Origin of the sequence: Thermoleptolyngbya sp. M55_K2018_002, from assembly GCF_015295965.1 — a bacterium.
GTDB lineage: Bacteria > Cyanobacteriota > Cyanobacteriia > Elainellales > Elainellaceae > Thermoleptolyngbya > Thermoleptolyngbya sichuanensis.
The window spans coordinates 1-26,912 of sequence record NZ_DVEA01000217.1 but is presented as its reverse complement, the minus strand read 5'-3'; the positions used below and the strand labels follow the sequence as shown (position 1 = coordinate 26,912).

Below are 26,912 nucleotides of genomic sequence, written 5' to 3'. Positions count from 1 at the left end.
ACTAAGGATCAGAAGTTTTAACGCAAAGCATACGCAAGCTTCAAATTAAAACTCGTTGAAAGTGTGGAAATGTGGCAGTTTTCTGGCGATCGCCAACTGATTTGGGGCGATCGCACCTATCTCATGGGCGTGTTAAACGTTACGCCCGATAGCTTTAGCGATGGCGGCCAGTTTGACCAGTTGGACTCTGCGCTCCAGCAAGCCCATCGGCTGGCAAAAGACGGTGCAGACGTGCTGGATATTGGCGGCCAGTCCACCCGCCCCCAGGCCGAAGATGTGGCGCTGGAGGAAGAGTTGCGCCGGGTGATTCCGGTGATCCAGGCACTTCGCCAAGGGACTGCCGATTTTGCGCCGCTGGATACGCTGATTTCCGTTGATACGACCAAGGCCGCCGTGGTCAGAGCGGCGATCGCTGCCGGAGCCAATATCGTCAACGATATTTCGGGAGCGACCTTTGATGACGCAATGCTGCCCACCGTTGCCGAACTGGGCGTGCCCATTGTGCTGATGCATATTCGCGGCACGCCCAAAACCATGCAGCAGTTGACCGATTATCAGGATGTGGTGCAGGAAGTCTACGACTTTTTGGCGCGGCGCGTCGAGATGGCGATCGCCCACGGCATTCCCCACCAGCACATCGCCATCGACCCCGGCATTGGCTTTGCCAAGACCGCCGCCCAAAGCCTGGAACTGTTGCGCCGGATTGAGGCCTTCAAGCCCCTGGGCTGCCCCATCCTGATCGGCCCGTCCCGCAAGAGCTTTATTGGGCATATCCTCAACCAGCCCGATCCGAAGCAGCGAATCTGGGGCACGGCGGCGGCCTGCGCGATGGCGATCGCCCACGGAGCCGATATCCTGCGCGTCCACGATGTGGCTGAGATGCGGGATGTGTGCCGCGTGGCGGATGCGATTGGGCGGGGAGTTTGAAGGTTAGAGTGCCAGAGCGGTGCAAGGTGAGATAGCGTGATAGAAATAGCGTGATAGAACACTCATACTCCAGTTCTCCAAATGCCTCGATTCCTTCACATCGCTGATATTCACCTGGGCTTCGACCGCTACGACAACAAAGTGCGGACGCAGGATTTCTTCTACACGCTGATGGATGTGGTCGAACGGTATGCGATTCGCGACGCGATCCCTTCGGAAATTACCCCCCAGGTAGACTTTGTGCTGATTGCGGGCGATCTTTTCGAGCATCGCAACCTCCAGCCGCACATCTTGAACCAGGCACAGGCAGTGCTATCCCTCCTCAAAGACGCAGGTATCCCCGTTTTGGCCATCGAAGGCAACCACGACAACCGACCCTACGGCGTGAATACAAGCTGGCTGCGCTATCTGGCAGATTGGGAAATGCTGTACCTGCTGGAGCCGGGGGACGTGGCGCAGAGCGAACCGTTCTATTCTCCCTGGGATGCGGAGACGAAGCGCGGCGGCTACATCGACCTGCCCTGTGGTGTGCGGGTGCTGGGGTCGAGCTGGTATGGCTCCACGGCTCCCAAGGCGATCGAGCAAATTGCCGCGGCCATTAGGGAATTGCCGCCTGCGCCAGGGCCGACGGTGCTGCTGTTTCACCACGGGCTAGAGGGGCAGATCGCTCGCTATCAGGGGGCGCTGCGCTACGGCGATCTGCTACCGCTGAAGCAGGCGGGCGTAGACTATCTGGCGCTGGGGCATATTCACAAAAATTACGAGATAGAGGGCTGGGTGTTTAACCCCGGCTCTCTAGAAGCCAACAGCATAGACGAAGCCCGGTTTGAGCGGGGCGCGTATGTGGTGGACATTGGCCCAGACGGCATCCGGGCAGAACTGAAGCGCGACTATCGCCAGCGGCCAATTGTGCGGCTCAGGCAGTCCCTGCGCGGCTCGGAAACGGTGGAGGAGGTGGAACAAACGGCGATCGCCCTGGTTCAGCAGGCGATTTCCTTGGGACAACTCCAGCCCGATACGCAACCGATTGTCGAACTGCGGCTAGAGGGCGAGGTCGGGTTTGAGCGGACGGAGCTAGACGTGCGATCGCTCCAGCAGCAGCTCCAGTCCCTCAGCAACGCGCTGATCTTTCTGCTGAAATTTGAGGCAGACGTGCTGACGTTTGCCTCCCCTCTGGGGGAAGAGGCCAGCCGCGATCAGGTGGAACGGGAAGTGTTTCTCGACCTGCTGACCGCCAACAGCGCCTACAAAAACCGCGCCCCCGCGCTGGCCCAAGGCCTGATCGACCTGAAAAATCGCCAGCTTGAAGGGCGGTCAGAGCCAGATCTGTATGAGCTAGTGCAATCCTTGCTGACGAGCGAGAACAGTGAGCGTAGGGATTAAGAGTGGCGGAGTGTGGGAGGAATCGGGTGTTTTTGGGGTGGTGCAGACCGTTGAGCCATGTTGCGCTGTAATGCTGAATTGCAACGCAACGCTGAATTGCGCCGCAACGCTGAATTGTGCCGCAATGCTGAATTGCAACGCAACGCTGAATTGCACCGCAACACTGAGTTGTGCCGCAATGCTGACAATGCTGAGGTCAAGCGCCCCCCCCATCACACCGCCATTTGCCCCAATTGCGCTAGTCTAGCCATTGCAAAAGCTGGGCCCGACACGGTTCAAATACAGAGAAAACGTGTGACTCTCTCTGCATCCCCAAAGCTCTAGCCTCAAGCCCCACCCCCAAGCTCCACCCCCCGATCCCGATTTATTGACACTCGGTATGACTCGAAACAAACGCACGCGCTCCTTTGCGGCTTTTCTAACCTCCTTGGTCGGATTCACGACCCTGGCCCCGGCGACATCTGCCCAGGCTCCCGCGTCTCCCAATCGCCCCGCTCCTAGCGAAACCGTGGACTGCGAAATTCTGGTCGTCGGCGGCGGGCTGGCAGGCGTGGCCACCTCCTACGAGGCGCTGCTGGCCGGGCGCACCGTCTGCATGACGGAACTCACCGACTGGATGGGCGGACAGATCACCTCCCAGGGCACGTCGGCGCTGGATGAGGCGCGGCGGCAGCGGCAGTTGCTCTACTATTCCAAGGGGTATCTAGAACTGCGCGATCGCATTCAGAAGAAATATCGCAGGCTCAGCCCTGGCGACTGCTGGGTGAGCGTTTCCTGCTTTTTGCCCCGCGATGCCGAAAAGATTCTGGAAGACATGCTGCGAGACGCGGCGCGAAAGGGACGAGGCCGGCTCAAGTGGTTTCCCTCGACCGTGATTAAGGAACTGGACTACACTGCCGACGGCAAGCAGATCGCCGCCGCCACTGCTATCCAGCACAGCCCTGCCCCCAATACGCCGCCTTTGAATACGGAGCCGCTGTCGCAAATCATCGAAGATGCCTACCGCTACGAAAATTCCAGCCGTTTGAATAAGAAGGTGATCCGCTTCGTGCCCAAGGCGCGGCGGCAGCCCGGTGTGGCGGATTGGTACGTGGTGGAGGCGACAGAAACTGGAGAGCTAATTGCCCTAGCGGACGTGCCCTATCGGCTGGGCCTCGATCCGCGATCGCACCTCAACCCGTCCCTCCCCACCACCAATGGCGACCCCTACTGCACCCAGGGCTTTACCTACACCTTCGCGATGGAGCGCACGGCAGAACCCCAGCCTCAGCAGAAGCCGCCTTTCTATGAGCGCTATGAACCCTATTACGGCTATGACCCCAACCCGCGCCTGGCCGACATCGACGTGGTGTTTACCTATCGCCGAATCTGGAGTCCAGAGCCTCGTTCCACCGAGCGCGTGTTTGGCGTGTCGCGCCCCAAACCAGGCGATATTTCGATGCAGAACTGGGTCTGGGGCAACGACTATCGCCCTGGCACCGCCCGCGACAATTTGATCTATACCCGCCAGCAGTTGCAGGAGCGGGGACAGCTTGCTGCCGGTGGCTGGCTGGGCGGGCTGCGGACGGAAACCCTGGCGGCGGGCGAAGAACTGGCCCTGGGCTACTACTACTGGTTCACGATGGGCACGACGGATTCGCAACTGGGGGATGGGGTGAAAAAGCCTGCACCCAATCACCGCTTGCTGGCAGGGCTAGAGTCGCCAATGGGCACGGTTCACGGCCTGTCGAAATATCCCTACATCCGCGAAGGACGGCGCATTATCGGTCGCCCCACCTACGGCTACCGCAACGGCTTTAGCATGAACGAGTTGGATATCTCTAAGGCTGACTTCCGCGCCGATTTTTACCGCCAAAATCTGTCGCCAGAGATGTATCGCAACCTGTGGATTGCGCTGGCGGGGCTGGAAACTGTGTCGGCGATCGCCAAAAACACGCCCCCCGACCAGATTCAGCGCCGCACCCGCTCAACGATTTATCCCGACGCGGTGGGCATTGCCCAATACGCCATTGACTTTCACCCCTGCATGGCCTACTCGCCGCCCGAAGCACCGGGAAACATCGAGCGACCGGGCACGCGCCAGGGACACGGGCAGGCCTATCCGGGGCAAATCCCGCTGCAAGCAATGATTCCCCAAAAGCTGGATAATTTACTGGTTGCGGGCAAGAGCATCGCCACTAGCACGATGGTCGCCGCTGCCTACCGGGTTCATTCCTTTGAGTGGTCTGTCGGCGCGGCTGCGGGCACGACGGCCGCCTTTGCCCTACGGGAAAACGTCCTGCCCTACCAACTGGTGGACGACCTGCCCCGCCGCGAACCCCAGCTTGAGCAACTCCAGCGCCTCCTCGTCCGCAACGGCAACCCGATCGAGTTTCCCGACACGTCGATTTTTAACCTCGACTGGGCCGATTGGGCCCCGTGGTAAGGGAGGGCGGAAAAAATGAAGAATGAAGAACGAAGAACGAAGAACGAAGAACGAAGAATGAAACTTCTTCACTTTTCTCTCTTCACTTTTCCCTCTTCTCTCTTTCCTTTTCTCTCTTTCCTCTTGCCCATGCTTCCTCCCTTTGTCCTTGCTTCTGCTTCTCCTGCCCGACGGCGACTGCTGCAACTGGCGGGGATTGAGCCGATTGTGTATCCCAGCGCCTTTGATGAGTCGCAGGTGCGGGAGCCAAATGCCAGCGTGCTGGTGCAAAAGCTGGCAGAGGGCAAGGCACGCGCAGTTGCGCCCAAGTTTCCCGATGCGCTGGTGCTGGGCTGCGACTCGGTGCTGGCGCTGAACGGCGAGATCCACGGCAAGCCCGCCCACGCAGAGGAGGCGATCGCCCGCTGGAAACAGATGCGGGGGCGCGTCGGCGAGCTGTATACCGGGCACGCGCTGATCGACGGGGCGCAGGGCAAGATGCTGGTGCGGTGCGGCATGACGCAGGTGCAGTTTGCCAATGTGAGCGATCGCCAGATCGAAGCCTACATCGCTACCGGAGAACCGATGAACTGCGCCGGATGCTTTGCGCTGGAGGGCAAAGGCGGACTGTTTGTAGAAAAACTCATGGGCTGCCATAGCAACGTCATCGGCCTCAGCCTGCCGCTGCTGCGCCAGATGATCGCCGAGTTGGGCTACGACGTAACGGGCTATTGGTCTGGCGGCTGAAGGATGACGCTTGCCGTGGTTTCATGGTAAGACGAATCCGATGGACGAAACTGGAACTTGTGCGACACGGCAGCTCGTCAGCATACTTCAGCAGCCCGTTCCCTGTCGCGCTCACTTGCCCCTCATTCCATACCCTTATATCGAAGACAGCCCACCCTACCCTGGTGCATCCGCCAGACCGAATGATTTTGCATGAACTTTGCCAAGCTCTTCGCGTCCAAGCGATTTCGTCAACTGTTGGTGCTGCTGGCGGCGGGCGGACTGACCACCATGACGGGTAGCGTCGTTACGCCTGTATTTCCAGAAATTGTGCGAGATTTGCAGCTCGATCGCTCCTGGGCGGGCATGTTGACCAGCACTCACGCCCTGACGACGGCGCTGTTTACGCCCGTGTTTGGCATTTTGGCCGATCGGGTGGGCAAGCGGACGGTGATGCTGCCAGCGCTGCTGTGCTACGCGCTGTTTGGGGTGGCGACGATTTTCATGACGACGCTGCCGACGCTGCTGCTAATGCGGGGGCTGATCGGCGCGGCCAGCGGGGCGGTGGCGGCGGCCACCATTGGGCTGCTGGGCACGATGTATGAGGGCGACGAGCGATCGCGCATTTTGGGCTTTGCCACCAGCGCCATGACCACGGCGGCGATTATCTTTCCGCTGCTGGGCGGCTGGGTCGGGCGAAACCAGTGGCAGCACGCTTTTTACCTGTACCTGCTGGGGATTCCGCTGATGGCGATCGCCGCGCTGGTGTTTCGGGAGGAACCTCGCAATACGAGCGGTGCGGGCTTGTCTGATACGGGTGGGCTGTTGCCCGTGGTGCGCCAGCCGTCGGTGCTGATGATTTACTTCTTTTTGGCGGCGGCGGCATTGGTGATGCAAGCCACCGTGGCCTACGCACCGATTTACCTGAAAGAGACCATCGGCGCAGATCCGGCCCTGAATGGCGTGGTGCTGGGGCTGCGGGCGGCGGGGGCGGCGGTGAGTTCGGCGGTGCTGGCCAGTCGGCTGGCGCGACGGTTGAACAACCGACGGGGGGCGATCGCCCTTGGCTTTTGCCTGATGGGGCTGACTATTGCCACAATTCCGTCGCTCACGCAGATTTTTGTCATCCTTCCCGTTGCGGTTCTGTTTGGCGCGGGCTTCGGCATCATTACGCCAAATCTCTACGATTTACTCGCCGATCAGGCTCCGGCAGAGCTACGGGCCAGCGTCCTGGCCATTGGCACGGGGTTCAACTCGCTGGGCCTGTTTTCAGCCCCCCTGCTGCTGGGCCCCATTTGGAAGAACGTTGGACTCCCGTCTGTGTTTTACCTGGCAGCGGCGATCGCCCTGTTGGTCAGCCTTTTAAGCCTCCGCCGAGAGCGCAAATTGGGGACTAGGGGCTAAGGGGGGCTAAGGAGCCAGAGGCTAAATCCAAAATCCAAAATCCCCTAGTCCATACAATAGCGATCGCGCCCCCGGGCTTTGGCCCGATACAACGCCTGGTCGGCCTGGTCGAGCAACTTCAGCGGCGAACTGAGGGACGACGGAATGACGCTGACGATGCCGAAGCTGAGGGTGGACGGGGTGCGAGTGACGGGGGAGGGCGGTAGGCCCGCGAGGTTGCGGAGTTCTTTCTGAATCCGCTGCACCACGCGCACCGCGCCCAAACGGTTTGTGTTGGGCAGCACGATGGCAAATTCTTCACCGCCGTAGCGAGCCACAAAATCTGCCGGACGGTGCAGCGCTCGCCCAATCGCAGTGGCAATTTCCATCAGGCACTCATCCCCTGCTAAATGTCCGTGAGTGTCGTTGTATTGCTTGAAATAATCCACATCACACAGCACCAGCGATAGCGGCGTGCCTTCGCGGGCGGCCCGGTTCCACTCCTGCTGAAGATAGTCGTCGAGATAGCGGCGATTGGCAACGCGAGTAAGCTGATCGTGGGTCGCCAGGTAGGCTAGCTCTTGGTTGGCATACTGCAACTGGCGATATAGCTCCGACTGCTGAATCGCAATGCCTACCTGGGAAGCAAGCTGCTGGATTAGGTCGATCTCGGCGCTTGCCCAGGTGCGCGGCTGATGGCACTGCTGCACCGACAGCAGCCCCCAGAGGCGATCGCCCTGCAATAGCCCCACCGTCAGCGCTGCCTGCATTTGAAATTGTCTCCAGTAGGCGATCGCCTCTGAAGATAAGTTGGCTTTTTCCAGATGGGCGATCGCCCTAGCATTTCCCTGGGTATAAAACGTCAGCCAGTCTCCGCCTATCTCTGGCACAATGCTGCTGCCTAAAATGCAGGACTGGCCGGGTTCGACCGATTCCACCACTACGCCACAGCGCCAGTCTTCCCCAAACTGCCCAATCAGCACCCGATCTGCCCGAAAAAACTGCCGCACTTCCTGAACCGTCGTGCTGAGAATTGCGTCTAGATCGAGCGACTGGCGGATGCGCTGGGTCATGGAGGCGAGGAGTCGCTGCTGCTGAACCTGCGATCGCAGTAATTGTTCTAGCTGCTTTTGGTCGGTGATATCTTGAACAGTGCCAAATAGCCTGCTTACCACGCCATCAGAAGCCTGACGGGCCCGACCTCGCGCTTCGATGTGGCGAATCGAGCCATCAGGCCGAACAATGCGGGCCTGAAAGCGAAAGGGCTGACCAGAGGCGATCGCCTTTGACAAAATCCGCCGTAGCCGGGGCCGATCTTCTGGGTGATATTGCTGCTCATTTTCTGCCAAGGTCGGAGCGGGCTGCGTGGGATCAAGCCCAAAAACGTGAAACACCTCGGTAGACCAGGTGACGGTCTGAGTGGCCACGTCTAGTTCCCAGCTACCCATGTGCGTGAGCGCCTGGGCTTCTCTGAGCAGGGACTCGCTGCTGGCGAGGGCATCGGTCAGCGCTTGTCGCCGCCGAATTTCCTGGTGCAGTGCGTCGTTCTTCTGGGTGACGGTCGATTGCAGCGCCCGAATCACCTCGCACAGTTCCAGCGGGTCGAGCATATGAACCACACTGGTTTGCGTCAAAATGCCCACTAGCTCACCCTGGCTGCCCACCACCACCAGCCGCCGGATCTGGTTTTCCTGCATTTGCTGATAGGCGCTCCAGAGAGATTGCTGCGGGCTGGTTTGCAGCAGGGGCGTACTCATCACTTCCCCCGCATAGGTCTGGGCAAGGTTGAGTCCGTCTGCCTGGAGTCGCACAAGGTCTTGCTCCGTCACAATGCCCAAGGGAGCGACATGGCCCTGAGACCCGTCGGTCAGCCCGGATTTGGCAGCCTGTTTTTCGGGTGCGTCGGGCAATTGGGGCAAAGTCGGCACAATCACCACACAACTCACCCGATGCTGCGTCATCTGGTGGGCCAGATCTGCGACGGAGGTGCTGGGCAGGGCCGAGACCACGCGGCTAACCATGACATCCGACACCTGGCGAAATTTCAGCAGGTCGCTGGGCTGGAGCAGATTGCGAATCGAATTCGGGGTCATCACTCCCAGCACTTCGCCCCGGCTGCCAAGAATGGGCAAGTGGCGAATTTGGTGTTGCCGAAAGATTTGCAGCACTGCTAGCAAGTCATCCAGGTCTGTTTCAGCCAGCGTGATTACGGGAGACATCATCACAGTGGCGATCGCCTCGGCGGGCTGGAGCGAACCCCTGGCGATCGCCCGCACCACATCTCGTTCGGTAAAAATTCCTACTAGTTGCCCTGCCCGAAGCACTAGCGCAAAGCTGCTGCGGGTTTCGCTCATGGTGCGGATGACTTGGGCGATCGCCGTGTCAGATTCTACGCTGAGAAACTGGTGGAGAACCCCCTCTGCAAAAAGCTGCTGTCGAGAAATTTGAACCTGAGCCACCTTGCCCTTGAATCTTTTTCAGATGGAACGTTCAGACGAAACGCCAACAGAAACATCAAAACACCCAAAAAAGCCGCTAAGCGCGATTTTATCCGTTTTCGTAAAGATGAAGAACTGGGCAAGACGAAATTTACTCATCTCACCCTAAAAGTTCTCTAAAGTTTTTGGTGACGGGCTTGAATTGCTCAGGCCATCTTCTCGAAGAAGCCCGTAGAGCGATTGGAGCCACTCAAAGAACCTGGCGCTGACCAACCGCTGGTGGGCGACAAGGCGGCAGTCCGCGCAGGCAGCCTACTCATTGACCGGCGTTTTGGAGCGCTTGATGGGCTTCGGCTTGGGCCCGCTGCCATAGTCGCTGCGGGGACGGCTCTCTTCCACGGGTACGTCGTCGGAGTAGGCGTGGTCGCCGCGCATCCAGGCGGGGCGCGTCTGGTCGTAGGCCATCTGCAAGGCCGCAGCGGCGATTGCCCGCATGTCGTACTCCTCACTCAATTGCGTCACAATCGGCAGGAAGGAGGCGAGGCGATCGCCCACCAGCGCTTCCCGCAGTTGCCCCTGGAGCTTCTCCAGATAGCGGGCTTCGATCTGGGCGCGGGTCGGGATCGTGCCCGTTTGCAACTGCTGGCGGATGTGCCGCTCAATGTCCCGCAGCTTGCGCTTGTCTAGCGGCTGAATCAGCGTAATCGCCGTGCCCTCTTTGCCCGCACGACCCGTGCGACCAATCCGGTGGACGTAGCTTTCCACGCTGTCGGGCAGGTCGTAGTTGATCACATGGCTCAAATCGTCCACATGCAGACCGCGAGCGGCAATGTCCGTCGCCACTACCCAGCGCACCTGACGCTGCCGGAAGCGCAGTAGCAGCCGTTCCCGCTGAGACTGGCTGAGGTCGCCATGATACTCATCGACGCTGTGCCCAGCGGCTTGCAGTTGGCGAGTTAGGTCTGCGGCGGCTTTGCGCGTGCGGACGAAGATCAATGCCGATTCGGGATCTTCCAGTTCCAAAATGGGCTGGAGGGCGCGGGCTTTCGTCCAACCCCGCGGCACCATATAGACCACCTGATTAATCCGCGTCGGGGCGGCCTTGGGCTGCTCGATGCTGACGGTGACGGGCGATCGCAGGAACTTGGCTGCCAGTTCTCGAATCGACGGATCCATCGTTGCCGAGAAAAACGCGGTCTGCCGCTCTGGAGGCGACTGGCTCAGGATTTTTTCCACGTCTTGAATAAAGCCCATATTCAGCATCTCATCGGCTTCATCCAGCACCAGCCAGCCCAGCTTATTCAGCTTCAGGTCGCCCCGCTTCAGCAAGTCCAGCACCCGGCCGGGCGTACCCACGATGATTTGCACGCCCCGCTGGAGGCGGCTGATTTGCAGGTCGATGGACTGTCCGCCATAGGTCGGCAAAATTTTCAGGCGGCGATCGTCCGTCAGCGTCCGAATCGACTGATAGACTTGGATTGCCAGCTCGCGAGTTGGTGTCAGGATCAGCGCCTGCACCGCGTTGTTGTTAACATCAATCTGCTCCAAAATGGGCAGCGAAAAGGCCGCCGTTTTGCCCGTCCCTGTCTGGGCCAGACCCACCACGTCGCGCCCCGACAGCAGATGGGGAATCGCCTGCGCCTGAATCGGTGTCGGTGCGGTAAATCCAGCTTTTTCTAGATGGCGCGCCCGCGCCTCAGACAAACCCAGACTAGTGAATGAAAGCGTCATTAGATCTCCTTAAAGAGTTCAGTTTGCTGAGACACGGCTGAGCGCGCCTCTGAGTTGGGTGCGGGCATCGGCAATCTGCCCGTAGAGGTCATACACGTCGGCTCCGGTGATTTCTACCGTGGCCATTGATCCCAGCCGAGCATCGCCTTGGATATAGACCAGCCCGTCCACTTCGGGAGAGAAGCGGGCCGATCGCCCCACCAATTCATTTGTTTCGGGATTTTCCTGTTCGATGAGAACGTCTACCACACGCCCTACCTGAGCCTGGTTGCGCCGCAGGGAAATCGGCTGCTGCACCTGCATAAGGCGATCGCGCCGATCGTCCATCACGGCTTGCGGCAGTTGGTTGGGCAGGCTAAAGGCGGGGGTTCCCTCTTCGGCAGAAAAGGTAAACACCCCCACATGGTCAAACTCGTGCCGCTGCACAAACGCCAGCAGGTGCTGAAAATGCTCCTCCGTTTCGCCAGGGAAGCCGACGATAAACGTGGTTCGCAGCACCGCATCGGGGATTGCGGCTTTAATTCGCTCGATGATGCCGTCGTTGACCTGACCCTGCCAGGGACGATTCATCGCTCGTAGCACCTCTGGATGGGAATGCTGCAACGGCAAATCCAGGTAGGGCAGCACGTTGGGCGTTTCTTGAATCGCCGCGATCACCTTGGGGGTCAGCCCCGTTGGGTAGGCGTAGTGCATCCGAATCCAGGGCACTTCCACCTCACCCAGCGCCCGCAGCAGTTCCGCCAGCCGGGGTTCGCCGTACAGATCCACGCCATAGTTAGTGGTGATCTGGGAAATCAGGATAATTTCCTGAACGCCCTCAGCCGCGAGCTGTTTCGCTTCGGCGACGATGGACTCGATCGAGCGCGATCGCTGGTTGCCGCGCAGGTGAGGAATAATGCAAAACGCACAGCGATAGTCGCAGCCCTCGGCGATGCGGAGATAGGCCACGCCTTCAGTGGTTGTGCGATAGCGGGGCGTGGTTTCGTCCGCGATGTAAACTGGCTCCGCAGACACTTCCTGAACCCGCTCACCCGCCTCCGCCCGCTGAATCACCTCCACAATCTTGTGGTAGTCCCCAGTGCCCACCACTGCTACCGCTTCGGGGATCTCGTCCAGCAGTTCTTTCTGGAAGTGCTGCGCCATGCAGCCCGTAATTACGATTTTCTTGTTAGCCTCAGCTAGCTCCACCAGGGTTCGCACCGACTCTTCGCGGGCCGCCTGGATAAAGCTACAGGTGTTGACGATGACGTAATCAGCTAATTCTTCGTTGGAATCAACCTGGTAGCCAGACCGCACCAGCAGCCCCAGCATATGCTCCGTGTCGATTCGATTCTTCTCACAGCCCAGGTGAGACACTGCAATAACTGGCTTAATGCTCATTAAAAACTTGGATAATGTGCGGGTTAAACGGTAAGTCAAACGGTAAACAGAACGAATATGCAGCGATCGCCCGTTACAGTGAAATCCTCACCGCCTTCATCCCCTGCCCTTTCAAGCCACGCAGCTCATAATGATTAGGATGCAGGGAATACCGTTAAACGCAATCGCACTAATCTAATCCTTACTATAGCCTAAAACATTACATAACTATACATTTCAGGCACGCTTCATCAAAATACCTATCAAAAGATAGAGTCAGGCGACATCTTGTGGTAACACCAGACCCATTAACCAGATTCACTGGCTAGACCCACGAGACTCTATCGGAACGCTATCGGAACTCTGGGGCGGAATCTATGCTGAACCTGACTTGCTGAATCTGACTTCGATCTCGCGCTTGGCGGAGGAGGGTCAACTGCAACCGCGCACCGATCAGCTTCTAGTGTAGACAATTCTCAGCGGCCTTGGGGTTGCCGTCATCGTGCCCTTGTTGCTGTAAAGTTGAACGTATACGGGTGGACTGTGTGCAGTTCGCTCGTTGCTCAGCAGGTTCGCCGATTCGTAGATTAGTCAGGGATTTAAGCGACTTTTCTATCGTCAACCCATAGCGACCGTTTTAGAACTGGCTTCGTCAATTATCTAGCCGCGTGGACTTAACGCAGATTTTCAAAACAAAGCATCCGGTGATTGGGGTTGTGCATCTGTTGCCACTGCCCACATCGCCCCGCTGGGGAAACAGCCTCAAAGCCGTCATTGCGCGGGCCGAGCAGGAAGCAACTGCGCTGGCATCCGGCGGCGTGGATGGGCTAATCGTTGAAAACTTTTTTGATGCGCCCTTCACAAAGGACTCTGTTGATCCCGCAGTGGTCAGCGCCATGAGCCTAGTGGTGCAACGGCTGATGAACCTGGTGACGCTGCCGATCGGCGTGAACGTGCTGCGGAATGACGCTCGAAGCGCAATGGCGATCGCCACCTGCACCCGCGCCCACTTTATCCGGGTCAACGTGCTGACGGGCGTGATGGCGACCGATCAGGGATTAATCGAAGGTCGCGCCCACGAGCTATTGCGCTATCGCCGTGAACTGGGCAGCGAGGTCAAGATTTTTGCCGACGTGCTGGTGAAACACGCCCGTCCGCTAGGGTCGCCCAACCTGACGACTGCTGTGCAGGAAACGATCGAGCGGGGATTGGCGGATGCGGTGATTCTGTCCGGTTGGGCCACAGGCAGCCCGCCCAGCCTGGAAGACTTGGAACTGGCTAGCGCCGCAGCAGGCGACACGCCCGTATTCATCGGCAGCGGAGCCAGTTGGGAAAACATTCCTCGCCTGATCCAGGCGGCAGATGGTGTAATCGTGTCTAGTTCGCTGAAGCGCCACGGACAGATTGAGCAGCCCATCGACCCGATCCGCGTCAGTCAGTTTGTGGAAGCGATGCAGCGTAGCCTCTCGGAGAAAGCAGAAAAAGCAGCCAATCTGCCGACTCAATCCGCAGCGCCGGAACGACTGGCAGCCCGCGAAGGTTAGGAAGCGTGGGTGATGCTGCGGCTGTGCAGAGCAGAAATTTTCTAGGGCATAGTGGGCGATCGCTGTGATACGCTAGAGAAGTTGTCTAAATTCGCACATCCGGGCTTTCGGGTGTTCTGAAGACCCAGGTATCAAGGCTTTCAAAGAATTTGTAGCGGATTGAGTGTCGCGCTGCGTTTCTCCCTGGTCACCTGTTCAGAATGCTCCCGGATGGAGGAATAACCCGAAAGGAGATTAAATTCATGCCAGTTGTTTCATTGGCTCAATTGCTTGAGTCAGGGGTTCACTTTGGGCACCAAACTCGCCGCTGGAACCCCAAGATGTCGCCCTACATCTACACCTCGCGCAACGGGGTACACATCATTGACCTGGTGCAGACTGCCCAGTACATGGATGAAGCTTACAGCTACGTCCGTACCGCAGCCGAAAAGGGCAGCAAGTTTTTGTTCATTGGAACCAAGCGTCAGGCTGCGGGCATTGTGGCTCAAGAAGCCCTTCGCTGCGGTTCCTACTTCGTAAACCAGCGCTGGCTGGGCGGCATGTTGACGAACTGGGCCACGATTAAAACCCGCGTCGATCGCCTGAAGGAACTGGAGCGTCGCCAAGAGACGGGGCAGCTTGACCTGCTTCCCAAGAAGGAAGCCGCGATGCTGCGCCGCGAGCTAGAGAAACTCCAGAAATATCTGGGCGGCATCAAAGCGATGCGGAAGATTCCCGATGTTGTGGTGATTGTTGACCAGCGCCGGGAATACAACGCCGTGCAGGAGTGCCAAAAGCTGGGTATTCCCATCGTTTCGCTGCTAGATACCAACTGTGATCCTGACTTGGTAGACGTGCCGATTCCTGCCAACGACGATGCGATTCGCTCAATCAAACTCATCGTCGGTCGTCTAGCAGATGCCATCTACGAGGGTCGCCACGGCCAGTTGGATGCAGAAGAAGAGTACGACTACGAGGGCGCTGAAGAAGAGTACGACTACGAAGATGCCGAATTCGCAGACGATGAAGAAGGCGAAGAAAACTAGGCATTGGAGGTGAAGGAAGCAGGGATCAGCGGGTCGGCTTCGGGCTTGAGCAAGCACCTGACACCTGGCCCCTGATCCCTGTAACCTAAGACCTGGATAGCAACAGTTCAACCACTTGCACACGGGGACTCAACGAACATGGCGGAGATTTCGGCAAAGCTCGTCAAGGAACTGCGCGACAAGACTGGCGCAGGGATGCTGGATTGCAAAAAAGCCCTTGCAGAATCCGATGGCGACATTGAAAAAGCGGTGGAATGGCTGCGGAAGCGAGGCATCACCAAAGCGGAAAAAGCGCTGAGCAAGACGACGGCAGAGGGACTGGTTGGAAGTTATATTCATACGGGCGGCCGGGTTGGTGTGCTGGTTGAGGTCAACTGCCAGACTGACTTTGTGGCGCGGAACGAATCGTTCCAGCAGTTGGTGCGCGATGTGGCGATGCAGATTGCGGCTAGCCCCAACGTAGAATACGTGAAGGTGGCTGATATTCCTGAGGACGTGATTGCGAAGGAAAAGGAGATTGAGGCGGGCAAGGATGACCTGTCCAATAAGCCGGAAGCCGTCCGCGCCAAGATTGTGGAAGGCCGCATTGAGAAGCGCCTGAAGGAACTGTCGCTGCTGGATCAGTCCTACATCAAAGACCAGAGCATTACCGTTGAGGAGCATATCAAGAATGTGATTGCCAGCCTGGGCGAAAACATTCAGGTACGCCGCTTTGTGCGGTTTGTGATGGGTGAAGGCATTGAGAAGGAGGAGACCGACTTCGCCGCAGAAGTGGCTGCCCAAACTGGCGCGAAGGAAGAACCCAAGGCTGAAGCCCAAAAGGAAGAACCCAAGGACGAACCTAAGGCTGAGCCTAAGGCTGCACCCAAGGCTGAGGTGAAAGAAGAGAAGAAGAAAAAGAAGAAGTAGGATCAGAGCAGGGCTGGATTTTGAGAGCCTGAGTTCAGTTTCTCGGATTCCAGCGCATCGTCTAATTGATTTGGACGAGAGGCTTTGTCAAGAGGCTTTGTCGAACGCTGAAAAAGGCTAGGGTGTGAAAGCAGCAGGCTGAAAGGTCTGGGTTGCTTTTATGCTCTAGTCTTTTGGCATTGCATGAGGGACGGCTATGGCAAAAACGGTTGAGCAAATTGAGCAAGATTTGGCGGCGCTGGTGGGGGCGATCGCCAAATTGCAGCAAGAATTTGAGCAGGTCTATCGCGGCTATCTAACGGAGCTAGGAACGACGACCCGCCAGCAGCTCATCATGGCCAGCTACCATCTCTGCACGCAGGGCTATCCCGACGCATTTCTGAGCCTTTCGGTGAGCCAGCGCGAGGCATTGCAGCGATCGCTCCGTCAGGTCGCCCAGGCGGCCCAAGATCGTCTGCTGCGGGCGCTAGACGAAGATGAATGCTGGGACGCTGATGCAGAGCCAGCGCCCGATGCGCCGGAGGAGTCTAGGGGGCTGATCCTGTCGCAAGATGAGGCGGCAGAACTGAGAGCCGCGTTAAACGAGAAGTTTGGGCTGACAGAAGTGGAGTTTGACGATGACTCCTATGAGGACTCGTATTTTGACGAGCCACCGGAGAACCTGGGCGAGGATTCGGAATCTAACAGGGAAGGCGTGGCGGCGGGCGATTCGGGAAGTGCTCCCTACGGGAATCGCCCCCAGGATGCCCCCACTGCCTCAACTCAGGAGCTTGCCATCACAGATGCGCTGAATGCTTCTCCGGAAGACCTGCTCGAAGCGGCCGCAGCGTCGCTCTCGCGGGCAACCTCCGAGGCAGCCGCCAAAGCCAAGGCCAAGGGCGCTTCTAGTTCCAATCAAGCGCCGTCGCCGATGGATAGTCTGGCGCGGTGGCAAGCGAAAATTGAGCGACGGATCGCCGCAGTGCTGCGCGACCAGTCTCAGGCGGCGAATCGCCTGCTGCACCAGGTCAACATTTTGCCCAACCAGATTCCGGCACCGATTATGGAAGTGGCGGCCAAGGCAGGCGCATCTGACTCGACGCTCGGCCCGCCCAACCTGTTGAACTTGATGATCGAAGCGCAGGGCGACAAGCCAGATCAGGTCTCGATTACTCGAATTGTGGCAATTCGCCTGCGGCTGTCGGAGCTAGAGTTTGGGTCGCCGCTGTTGGCCAACTGGCGCTCAAAGCTGCGTGGGTTAAACGCCCGCCTCAAGCAGCTTGGCCAAGAATACGAGAAAAAGTCTCGCGAACGGGCGATCGCCCAGGCAGAGCAGGCGTGGCGTTCGACCTGGCACGAAGATTAAGGCTGGCCAAACCCAATAATTCACTTTAGAATTCCAGCATGGACTGGCTGCGACTGCAAAAGGCACTGGCAATCGAGGCGGAGCGGGGCTTCAATGACCTGGAGGGCAACCAGCACCGCTTTAGCGAGTTTTTGGCGCTAACGCTGCGAGAGCCGCCGACCGACTTGCCGATTGTGGAACAGGAACGGCTGCGGGCGATCGCCCACGAGTTTTCGCGCTATTCCGACCTCACCTTTGCCCAGCGGCAGCATCTCGTGGCTGATACGCGCCGCGTGCTGTATCAAACCAAGCGCCTGGCCGAAGATCGGGCGCAAGCGGAGGAATCTGAAGGGGTGTTAGCAAAGCTTTCCGAAGGAATCGCCCAAAATTCAGACAACACCGCCGCGACGGCTGCAACCCCGACCCGCACCGCCCCGAAAACGAAAGTCCCCAAAGCCGTTCCCCTGGTCGAAAAAAGCAGTCGGTTGACGCTTGATCAGGCCGTGACCTATCTCCCTGGCGTGGGCGCAAAAAACGCCGAACGTCTGGCCAAGCTGGGGCTACACACGGTTCGCGACCTGCTCTACTACTATCCCCGCGACCACATCGACTACGCCCGCCAGGTGAATATCCGCGACCTAGAGCCAGGGGAGACCGTGACGCTGATCGGCACGGTAAAAAGCTGTACCGTCTTCAACAGTCCGCGCAACCCCAAGTTGGCCATTTTTGAGATGACCGTGCGCGACCACACTGGGCAAATCAAGCTCAGCCGATTTTACGCCGGGGCACGGTTTCGCAGTCGCGGCTGGCAAGAGCAGCAAAAGCGGATGTATCCGCCGGGGGCAGTGGTGGCCGCGTCGGGACTGGTGAAACAGGGCAAAGCAGGCAAAACGCTGGATGACCCGCAGATCGAGGTGATCGACCATATCGGCGGGTCGATCGAATCGATGAAGGTGGGGCGCGTGGTGCCAGTGTATCCGCTGACGGAGGGCGTGCAGGCAGACGTGGTGCGAAAAGCAGTGCTGGGGGCGCTGCCCGCCGTGAGTCAGTTGCAAGAGGCGTTGCCCAATGGCCTGCGTGAAAAGTATGGACTGGTGGGCATTCAGGAGGCGATCGCCCACATTCACTTTCCGCCAGAGGGCGAGTCGCTCGCCGCCGCCCGTCGCCGCCTGGTGTTTGACGAGTTTTTCTACCTGCAACTGGGCCTGCTCAAGCGCCGCCAAACCCAGCGCCAGGAACAGACCAGCGCCGTCCTCGCGCCGACGGGCAAGCTCATCGACGAGTTCTACAACATCCTGCCATTCCAACTGACAAACGCCCAGCAGCGTGTCGTCAACGACATTCTCAACGACCTGCAACAGACCGCACCGATGAATCGCTTGGTGCAGGGCGATGTGGGTTCTGGGAAAACGGTGGTGGCCGTGGTGGCAATTTTGGCGGCGATCCAGGCAGGCTTTCAGGCGGCGCTGATGGCTCCGACCGAAGTTCTAGCCGAGCAGCACTATCGCAAACTGGTGGGCTGGTTCAACCCACTGCACCTTTCTGTAGAACTGCTGACCGGATCGACCAAAGCCGCCAAGCGTCGCCAAATTCACGACGACCTGGCCACGGGCGCACTGCCGCTGCTGGTGGGCACTCATGCGCTGATCGAAGATCCGGTGCAGTTCTCGCGCCTGGGGCTGGTGGTGATCGACGAGCAGCATCGCTTTGGGGTGCAGCAGCGGGCGCGGCTCCAGCAAAAGGGTGACCATCCCCATGTGCTGACCATGACCGCCACGCCGATTCCCCGGACGCTGGCGCTGACGCTGCACGGCGATCTGGACGTGAGCCAGATTGACGAACTGCCGCCGGGTCGCAAGGCGATTCAGACCAACGTGCTGACGGCCAAAGAGCGATCGCACGCCTACGACCTCATGCGCCGCGAAATCGCCCAGGGTCGGCAGGTCTATATCGTGCTGCCGCTGGTGGAGGAGTCGGAAAAGCTGGATCTCAAATCAGCGATTGAGGAGTATCAGCGGCTCCGAGATGTAATCTTTCCCGAATTTCAAATCGGCCTGCTGCACGGGCGCATGACCTCCGCCGAAAAAGACGAGGCCATTTCTCAATTTCGTGAGGGGCAAACCCAAATTCTGGTTTCAACGACGGTGGTGGAGGTCGGCGTGGACGTGCCCAACGCCACGGTCATGCTGATCGAACACGCGGAACGGTTTGGCCTGTCGCAGCTTCATCAGCTCCGGGGGCGGGTCGGACGGGGCGCGGCTCAGTCCTTTTGCTTGCTAATGAGCAGCACCCAGTCGGAAACTGCCCGCCAGCGGCTGAAAGTGCTGGAGCAGTCCCAAGACGGCTTTTTCATTTCAGAAATGGACATGCGCTTTCGCGGGCCGGGCGAAGTGCTGGGGACGCGCCAATCGGGATTGCCCGACTTTGCCCTGGCTAGCCTGGTGGAAGATCAAGACGTGCTGAACCTGGCCCGCGAGGCTGCTGAAACCGCCATGACCAAAGACCCCACGCTCGATCGCTGGCCGCTGATGAAGTCTGAACTGACCTATCGCTATCGCAAGCTCATGGGCGGCACGATTCTAACGTAATCCGAGTTTGGAGAATCGGAGGTGGGTCAGCAGGCGGGAGAAAGCCCCCCGTTTCGACTCCCAACCCCGGCCCCGCATTGCTGTAAAGTGACAATATGTACGACAATGACGACCTTTCTGTGCTGGCGGCGGAGCTAGATCTTGACCTGGAAAGTCCGCTAGACAAGCTCGACGAGTCCGACAGCGAGACAGAAGCCCCCAAGCCTGATCCCGATGAAATGCTGGTGCTGCTGGAGTCGCCCCAACCTCAGCAGCGAATGCTGGCTGCGCGTGCGTTTTGCGAATTGGAAGATGCGCGGGCCGTGCCGCATTTGATTCGGCTTCTGAATGAGGCTTGTCCGCTGGTGCGGGTGAGCGCGGCCTATGCACTGGGACGAAACCCCAGCAGCGAGGCCGTGGAGCCACTGATCGCGCAGTTTCAAAAAGACTGGAACGGCTACGTGCGAAAGGGCATTGTGTGGGCGTTGGGGAATAGCCGCGATCGCCGCGTGTTGGAGCCTCTGTTAGTGGCGCTAAAAACCGACATTCCGGCAGTCCGCCTGTGGGCCGCTAGCGCCCTGGCGCAAATGTCCTTTGTGGGATACGACGAAATCATCGCCGCCATTCCGCCGCTGATCGAAGCGCTACGCCGCGACCCGATCGCCGCCGTGCGGAGCAACTGTGCCTGGTCGGTGGGTCAGCTTTGCCGCGAGTTGCCGTCGAATGTGGTCTATGCCACGGCGATTGACGCGCTGATCGAGGCGTTTGCCGAAGACGAAGAAATGGGCGTTCGCGAAGATGCCAAACTGTCAATGCTGAAGCTGGGCGATCCGCGCGGGCTTCAGGTGATTGAAGAACTGGAGCAGGAAGGGTTTTAGGCAGGGCGTATCCCACTTTTGTAGCCCTCACCCTAAATCCCTCTCCCAAAGCGGGAGAGGGACTTCCAATCCGGCTCCCCTTCTCCCAAAGCGGGAGAGGGACTTCCAACCCGGCTCCCCTTCTCCCTTTTTGGGAGAAAGGGCTGGGGGATGAGGGCAAACTTGCAGAACTGGGATGCGCTCTTTAGGCAGGACGGATGCACTTGCAGAGTAACGGCTCGGCAATCCAAAATCCTACTCAATTATCCAAAACTCTACTCCCCATAAAACTCATCGATGCGCTCCACATAATCCAACTGCGCCAAGTTCAGAAGCGTCTCGCGCCAGTTTGGGCTGTGGGTTTCACCCATGCAGAGGATTTGTGCTGCGCTGCACCGGATGCGCCCCGGACTGTGGGGATAGAACTCAATCGCCGGGTTAAGGGCTTGGACTTCTGCCTGATGCTCGGCGCTGCGGGGAATGCAAAACTCGTAGCGGAGCGATCGCCCTCCATCCGCTGGCCCTCCGGCGAAACCTGAGACAGGTCAAAGCTGATTTTGCTCAGGCTGGCTAGCGCAGGTGAACAGGACAAAAGGGCGATCGCCCCTACTCCGAAAATCCCCACAACCCGCATTAGGCGCAGTTTTTTACCCATCGCCGCAAATCCAAACTCGCACATCCAAAATCAAGCACCCACTCAAGCAGCCCAACTTCGAGGCACAGGGTGCGTAAAAATTGGGCTGCGGCTAGAACCCTAAAGCAGTTCGATGTTCGACAGGGTAAACTCCGTCGTAGTCTGCGTATCGCCCTGGGTCGAGTGAATCACCTGGCGCGTCAGCAGATAATAGCCGCCGAAGTTTTCGTAGGTGCTGTCTACGCGGTTCTCGCGCACAACTTCACCCGTTTCGGCGTTGCGGAAGGTCACGTCGTAGCCCGTCGAGATGTAGCCCGCGCCCGTGTCGAGGCTGCTGTGGTGGTTAATCACAAAGGCGTTGCCCCCCATGACGCGGCTCACCTGGCAGATCTCGTTGTTCCGCAGCTTGTAGTTTGACCCCATCGCGTCGCCGCTGACGAGGATTTCAACCGCACCCGTCTCATCGGTGTTGCCCAGCGAGAAGCGGTTTTTGCCGTGAGCCTGCTCAAAGCTGCTGCGCTTGCGGTGGGTCGCGATTTCCCAGAGCATTCCCTGGAGCGACTCGCGCACTGCCTCATCCGACAGTTCGACAACCTCGTAGCTCAGGTCAGCGTTTACCCGCACCTTGCCTGTATAGGTTTCGCCGCCCTGAGTCAGGGTCACGTCAGCCGTGAAGCCTGGAAAATGTTCATCCCAGGTATAGCGATTCTCGTAGGCCGCCCGAAAAAGCGATTGAGCGTCTAGCGTGGTTTGCGTCATGAGGAAAGCTCCTAAGCCGTTTCATTTAGGATCTTAGCGGCTGCGGCCACGCCTGCGCCGGGGGTTACGCCGTCGTAGCCCAACTCAATCAGCGTGGCTTCTAGCGCACCCACGGCCGTCAAAATGTCGCGATCGCACACAAAGCCCAAGTGCCCCACGCGGAAAATCTTGCCCTTCAGGTCGTCCTGTCCGCCAGCCAGCGCAATGTCGAATTTCTTCTTCATTACCGAGCGAATTTTCTCGGACTCTACGCCCACCGGAGCCACGGCAGTAATCGCAGGGCTGGACGTGCCATCGGCGGCAAACAGCGGCAACCCCAAGGCCTTCATGGCAGCGCGAGTGGCGTTCATCTGGCGATGGTGTCGCGCAAAGATATTTTCCAACCCCTCTGCCTGCATCATTTTCAGTGCCGTTTGCAGCGCAAAGAACATATTCACAGGTGGCGTGAAGGGTGTGGTGTTTTTTGCCGCGTCTTTGCGATATTTGCCCAGATCGAGATAAAAGCGGGGAATCTTGGCGGTGGCGTAGGCTTCCCAGGCTTTGGGGCCGACCGCAACAAAGCCCAATCCCGGCGGCAGCATAAAGCCCTTTTGGGAACCCGACGCAACCACATCCAGCCCCCATTCGTCAATGGGCACGTTGGTTGCGCCCAGGCTGGTGACAGCATCTACGATAATCAGCGCCCCGTGGGCCTTGACGTGCCGATTGATGGTTTCCAGATCGTTCAGCACGCCCGTCGAGGTTTCGCTGTGGGTGACGATGACAGCCTTGATGTCCTTAGCAGTGTCGGCTTCTAGGCGGGTGCGAAAGTCTTCGGGGTCTAGTGCTTTGCCCCATTCGGCGGTGACACGCTCCACATTTAGCCCAAAGCCCTCCGCAAGCTGGGCCCAGCGATCGCCAAATTTGCCATTCGTGCCCACCAACACGCGATCGCCCGGACTCAAAAAGTTAATGATTCCCGCTTCCATTGCGCCCGTGCCGCTGGCCGTCAGGATCAGCACGTCGTTTTCCGTCTGGTGCAGCCACTTCAGCCCCGCAGTCACCTCCGCCATGATCGTGCCAAACTCGCCGCTGCGGTGGCCAATCGGGTGCTTTGCCAGCGCCAACAGCACCGACTCCGGCACAGGTGTCGGGCCGGGAATCATCAACATCAGCTTATTGTCCATTGCTCTGTCCTGCCTCTGAACTCAGGGGAATTTAGATTTTGCGTCGATCTAATATTTTGGGGCATTTTTGGAGTATCTATCAGAATGCCACATTCTGGAGAGCGCAGGCGTTGGGATGGCAAGACCCAAGGTTAGGCCTTCTGCACGTTAGATTCTTTAGATTTTGGATTGGGAATCGAGGGATTTTGGATTGGGGACTTTGGATTTTGGATTGACAGACTAAGCCGCCAAAATCCAAAACCCAAAATCTAAAATCCTCCTTATCTGTTCTTACTCAGTTGCGCCAGGATTGCTGCGGATTTCACGATGCAGGTAGCGCAGCACTTCGCCGGGGCGACCGTCGAGGACGATGCCGTGGGGCGGAAAGTCGAGGGCGTGCGTCCACTCGAAGCGTTCGGCGTAGCGGAGCAGGTGGAGCCGGTCAATCGCCATCTGTGCGTCTTCGGGGAGGCCGATGATGCAGTGGCGCAGGCGGCGACGGTGGGGCAGTTCGCAGGTGAGCGGGGGCAGCGAAAACTGGGTCGCCTCCGAGAGTGGGGACGACCAGGTGTATTGAATTTTCAGCATTTGGGGTTTCCTCCAGGAAACGAGTGGGTAGGAAACCCCGAAATGTTGGCCGCCCACGGACGTGAAGCGCTGGGACAGGGCGGCCTACAATGGACGCAGCCCTGAGACAGGCACCCGCTGTCGAGGGGTCAGGCGTTGGTGGGTGCTGCTAACACCTGCCAATGCCGTAGATGACTAAACGACCAAAATTTCGGGGGAAAAGTGGGCTGCGTCGAAGGGAACCAACGGGCAGCTTGATGGACGATCGTACTGGATGCGTTTCACTGACGCAAGAGAATTTTAGATAGGACTTACGCAGTTAGACGATTTCTCGCGGGCGCAGCCCGCGAGAAATTGTCCAAAACCCAAAGAGATGATCGCAAGTGTGTCAGTCCTGTTGGATTTTGGATTGGGGCGGGACGGGGCTGTCAGCGGGGGCATGGCGGGCGATCGCCTTTCGTCAACGCCAGAGTTTCCCCAACTAGAGTTTCTCAAGCAAGTTTCCCAAACAAGCTCCCCCAACAAGACGCTCTCTCGGCGAGGCGATGGGCGGTCGAGAGAGCGTCTTGTCGAGGCGCAAATCAAAGCGCAAATTCGGCGGGATGCCAGCGCTATGCCGCCACTTCCTGAGCGTCTTTCTCCATCTCTATCGGGACGACCTCAGCCGCCACACTAGCGATGAGTTGCAGATAGAGTTGCCCCAGGCGCGATGCAACGCTGTCCCAGCTAAAGCCGAGTTCGACGCGCTGGCGACCCGCATGGCCCAGCTTGTCTCGCCAGGCGGGGTTTTTGAGGATGCGGGCGATCGCCCTGGCAAAGGCCTCAGCATCTTTGGGCGGCACCAGCAGTCCTGTGACTTCGGGGACAACGGTATATTGCAGCCCACCCACATTGCTGGCCACTACGGGTGTGTGGCTGGCCATTGCCTCGATGGGCACCAGGCCAAAGGGTTCATAGTGGCTGGGCACCACGCACACATCCGCCGCCGCGTAATAGAGATGCAAGTTGGTGTCACCCAGGCGGCCGGGGAATTGGGTCATGGCGGTCAGCCCCAGCGCTTGCACAATGCCTTCGATGCGATCGCGCTCCAGTCCATCACTTTTGCCAGGGCGACTGCCGCCGCCAATCACCAGCTTCAGATTGGGCAGATGCCGCAAATCAGACTCTCCTACAGCTCGAACCAGCGTTTCGATGCCCTTGCGCGGGTCAAATCGCCCCACATACAGCACGATCTTATCTTCGGGCGCAAAGCCAAGCTGCTGGCGGGCTTCGGCGCGGGTAACGTGGCCAAAGCGGCTAATGTCCGTACCGCAGGGGATCATGTCGATGCGCCCCTGGGTGGAGACGAGCGATCGCATGTGTTCTCGCTCTTGGGGACTGGTCGCCACCACCGAATCCACCGTTTCCAGGCAGTCTTTTTCAACCACTAGCCGCTTCGCGCCAATCGGCGGCAAATCGCCCAGCGTGCGATACTTCACCGCACCTAGCGAGTGGTAGGTATGCACCTGCACCAGCGACGGTATCTGGTTCTTTAGCCGCATCCCCACCCACGACGAGAGCCAGTAATGGGTGTGAACGAGCGAATACTCAACCCCTTCCTGCGTTTGAAAGGCGAGAAACTGCTCAACAAACTCCGGCAAATAGTCGAACAGCACATCGCGGCTCATAAACTCTGCCGGGCCAGCCGCCAGCCGAATCGTCCGGCAATGGGGCTGGTGTTCCACGATCATCGGCTGCTCTGGGTCGCTGCGGCGCGTAAACATATCTACCTGCCAGCCCTGCGCGGCCAGTGTTTCACCAACCTGGCGCACGTAGACATTTTGCCCGCCTGCCTCTTCCTGTCCAATCTCAGCCGCCGGATCTCCGTCCACCGAAATCAGAGCAACACGATGCTTCTGCTTCAGAAACATGCTTTTCACCTCATGGTTAACGCCTGCCAGCTCGCGAACCAGAGGTGTTCTCTTAGAAGTAAAAGATTCCCTCAGCGATCGCGGGCCAGCACATCTCAGCAATCGATACGTACTAGCGATGAACACCGACGAGAATCAGGACACACCAACCAAGCCAGCTTCTCCTTCACTCAGGGCGTGTTTTAAAGCCTGTTGATCCCCCCTTTAGCCCCCCTTGAGCAAGGGGAGGATCGGAAGTCCCCCTTGAGAAGGGGGATTTAGGAGGATCGACTCAGGGCAATCAACGACCTAGAAAGTTTTAAGACACTGCCCAGGACAAACCGTTATCGTCTCGGAAGTCACGAGGGTAACCCCCCTTAGGTCAGCTCTCAATCCAGACTCGGCCACTTGGCTGATAAAAGATTCAAAAGCTACCGCAGACTTGCTGAACTTTCGTTTGTCTAGGCCCTAGTGCTTTCTAAATCACTAATGATCTTGGAAGCACTAAATTAGGCTGGCTTATCGTTTAATTGAGAAGATATCTCATTTCAAATTGTTTCGTCAACGTTGTACGCTGCCAAATCTTCACGCTAGGGTCTAGTCGTGGTAAGGCTTTTGACCGATCAGAAAAGCAGCTTGTAAATTGTAAACTGGGCTACAAAACGCTGCAAAACTGTGATCTGAACTGTAGTCGGAACAAAAGACTCTGAAGACTTTCCCTGCTTTTCTGCCTGGAAATGTGGGAGATGAGATGATAAGACTTAAGATATTAATAGGGCTTAATTCCTATCGGGATACCGGGAATATTCGCCAAGGGCATCCCATCTAGCGTTAAGCTCTAAACTGTGCGTCGAAATTGCCTTGGCGATCGCGCCGATCCTCATTTACCCGCCATTCTCCAGCCAGTCTATGTCTCCTACTTCCACACCCGCCGCTCCCAAAGTTTCTAAGGTCGAAGGCATCAAAGAGCGCAGCCACGGGCTGAGGGAACCCGTCGCCACCGAGCTGCGGCAAGACACCACCCACTTCACCGAAGATGCGGTGCAGATCCTCAAGTTTCACGGCTCCTATCAGCAAGACAACCGCGACAACCGGGTCAAAGGTCAGGAGAAAGACTATCAGTTTATGCTGCGGACGCGCAGCCCCGGCGGCATTATTCCTGCCCAGCTTTATCTGGCGCTGGACACGCTCTCGGAGCAATATGGCAACCACACGCTGCGGGCGACAACGCGGCAAGGCTTCCAGATTCACGGCATCCTCAAAAAGAATCTGAAAACGGTGATGGCCACTATCGTCCGCAATCTGGGGTCTACGCTTGGGGCTTGCGGCGACCTGAATCGC

Annotated in this window: 19 protein-coding genes and 1 pseudogene; 12 read left to right on the top strand and 8 right to left on the bottom strand. The window is 58.3% G+C overall.

What is annotated here, in order from left to right:
* Window positions 1–69 precede the first annotated feature (69 nt).
* The 5 genes from folP to IGS51_RS10805 all read left to right on the top strand — a co-directional run bounded on the left by folP (window position 70) and on the right by IGS51_RS10805 (window position 6,844).
* Entirely contained in the window at window positions 70–927 is an 858-nt protein-coding gene (folP, locus tag IGS51_RS10825) for a dihydropteroate synthase (protein ID WP_297078409.1), read from the top strand.
* A gap of 81 nt (window positions 928–1,008) precedes the next feature.
* Window positions 1,009–2,310, top strand: coding sequence for a DNA repair exonuclease (locus tag IGS51_RS10820; protein WP_297078408.1), 1,302 nt, complete (start codon window positions 1,009–1,011; stop codon window positions 2,308–2,310).
* 379 nt (window positions 2,311–2,689) lie between these two features.
* Window positions 2,690–4,735, top strand: coding sequence for an FAD-dependent oxidoreductase (locus tag IGS51_RS10815; protein WP_297078407.1), 2,046 nt, complete (start codon window positions 2,690–2,692; stop codon window positions 4,733–4,735).
* A 129-nt stretch (window positions 4,736–4,864) separates the two neighbouring features.
* Complete coding sequence (locus tag IGS51_RS10810; RefSeq protein ID WP_297078406.1) at window positions 4,865–5,461, top strand: nucleoside triphosphate pyrophosphatase; 597 nt, start codon at window positions 4,865–4,867, stop codon at window positions 5,459–5,461.
* Between the two features lie 192 nt (window positions 5,462–5,653).
* The gene (locus tag IGS51_RS10805) at window positions 5,654–6,844 is read left to right on the top strand and encodes an MFS transporter (protein ID WP_297078405.1); all 1,191 of its coding nucleotides are present in this window, start codon (window positions 5,654–5,656) and stop codon (window positions 6,842–6,844) included.
* A gap of 44 nt (window positions 6,845–6,888) precedes the next feature.
* Here the strand turns inward: IGS51_RS10805 and IGS51_RS10800 are convergent, their stop codons facing one another.
* The 3 genes from IGS51_RS10800 to rimO form a co-directional block, all read right to left on the bottom strand.
* A complete protein-coding gene (locus tag IGS51_RS10800) occupies window positions 6,889–9,282 on the bottom strand; it encodes a diguanylate cyclase (protein WP_297078404.1) in 2,394 nt (797 codons plus the stop codon).
* Window positions 9,283–9,573: 291 nt separating this feature from the next.
* Window positions 9,574–10,992, bottom strand: coding sequence for a DEAD/DEAH box helicase (locus IGS51_RS10795; RefSeq protein WP_297078403.1), 1,419 nt, complete (start codon window positions 10,990–10,992; stop codon window positions 9,574–9,576).
* 18 nt (window positions 10,993–11,010) lie between these two features.
* The gene (gene rimO / locus IGS51_RS10790) at window positions 11,011–12,372 is read right to left on the bottom strand and encodes a 30S ribosomal protein S12 methylthiotransferase RimO (RefSeq protein WP_297078402.1); all 1,362 of its coding nucleotides are present in this window, start codon (window positions 12,370–12,372) and stop codon (window positions 11,011–11,013) included.
* A 647-nt stretch (window positions 12,373–13,019) separates the two neighbouring features.
* Here rimO and btpA point away from each other — a divergent pair.
* From btpA to IGS51_RS10760, 6 genes are all read left to right on the top strand, one after another.
* Complete coding sequence (gene btpA / locus IGS51_RS10785) at window positions 13,020–13,895, top strand: photosystem I biogenesis protein BtpA (protein ID WP_172358595.1); 876 nt, start codon at window positions 13,020–13,022, stop codon at window positions 13,893–13,895.
* Between the two features lie 242 nt (window positions 13,896–14,137).
* A complete protein-coding gene (rpsB, locus tag IGS51_RS10780) occupies window positions 14,138–14,920 on the top strand; it encodes a 30S ribosomal protein S2 (RefSeq protein WP_297078401.1) in 783 nt (260 codons plus the stop codon).
* 138 nt (window positions 14,921–15,058) lie between these two features.
* Complete coding sequence (tsf, locus tag IGS51_RS10775) at window positions 15,059–15,829, top strand: translation elongation factor Ts (RefSeq protein WP_297078400.1); 771 nt, start codon at window positions 15,059–15,061, stop codon at window positions 15,827–15,829.
* Between the two features lie 196 nt (window positions 15,830–16,025).
* Window positions 16,026–17,174: a hypothetical protein gene (locus IGS51_RS10770; RefSeq protein WP_297078399.1), complete on the top strand. Its 1,149-nt coding sequence runs from the start codon at window positions 16,026–16,028 to the stop codon at window positions 17,172–17,174.
* 38 nt (window positions 17,175–17,212) lie between these two features.
* Window positions 17,213–19,741, top strand: coding sequence for an ATP-dependent DNA helicase RecG (recG, locus tag IGS51_RS10765; protein WP_297078398.1), 2,529 nt, complete (start codon window positions 17,213–17,215; stop codon window positions 19,739–19,741).
* Between the two features lie 95 nt (window positions 19,742–19,836).
* Window positions 19,837–20,598, top strand: coding sequence for a HEAT repeat domain-containing protein (locus IGS51_RS10760; protein ID WP_297078397.1), 762 nt, complete (start codon window positions 19,837–19,839; stop codon window positions 20,596–20,598).
* 307 nt (window positions 20,599–20,905) lie between these two features.
* Here IGS51_RS10760 and IGS51_RS10755 read toward each other — a convergent pair whose 3' ends face one another.
* From IGS51_RS10755 to IGS51_RS10735, 5 genes are all read right to left on the bottom strand, one after another.
* Window positions 20,906–21,232, bottom strand: a complete 327-nt coding sequence (locus tag IGS51_RS10755) for a hypothetical protein (RefSeq protein ID WP_297078396.1) — start codon at window positions 21,230–21,232, stop codon at window positions 20,906–20,908.
* Window positions 21,233–21,331: 99 nt separating this feature from the next.
* A complete protein-coding gene (locus IGS51_RS10750) occupies window positions 21,332–21,970 on the bottom strand; it encodes a DUF3386 domain-containing protein (RefSeq protein WP_297078395.1) in 639 nt (212 codons plus the stop codon).
* Window positions 21,971–21,981: 11 nt separating this feature from the next.
* A complete protein-coding gene (locus tag IGS51_RS10745) occupies window positions 21,982–23,136 on the bottom strand; it encodes an alanine--glyoxylate aminotransferase family protein (protein WP_297078394.1) in 1,155 nt (384 codons plus the stop codon).
* 270 nt (window positions 23,137–23,406) lie between these two features.
* Entirely contained in the window at window positions 23,407–23,703 is a 297-nt protein-coding gene (locus IGS51_RS10740; protein ID WP_297078393.1) for a hypothetical protein, read from the bottom strand.
* 590 nt (window positions 23,704–24,293) lie between these two features.
* Window positions 24,294–25,592 (bottom strand): glycosyltransferase family 1 protein, encoded by a 1,299-nt coding sequence (locus IGS51_RS10735; protein ID WP_297078392.1) that lies wholly within the window; start codon window positions 25,590–25,592, stop codon window positions 24,294–24,296.
* An 888-nt stretch (window positions 25,593–26,480) separates the two neighbouring features.
* Here IGS51_RS10735 and IGS51_RS10730 point away from each other — a divergent pair.
* Window positions 26,481–26,912 (top strand): annotated as a pseudogene (locus tag IGS51_RS10730) (sulfite reductase, ferredoxin dependent); the annotation flags it as partial.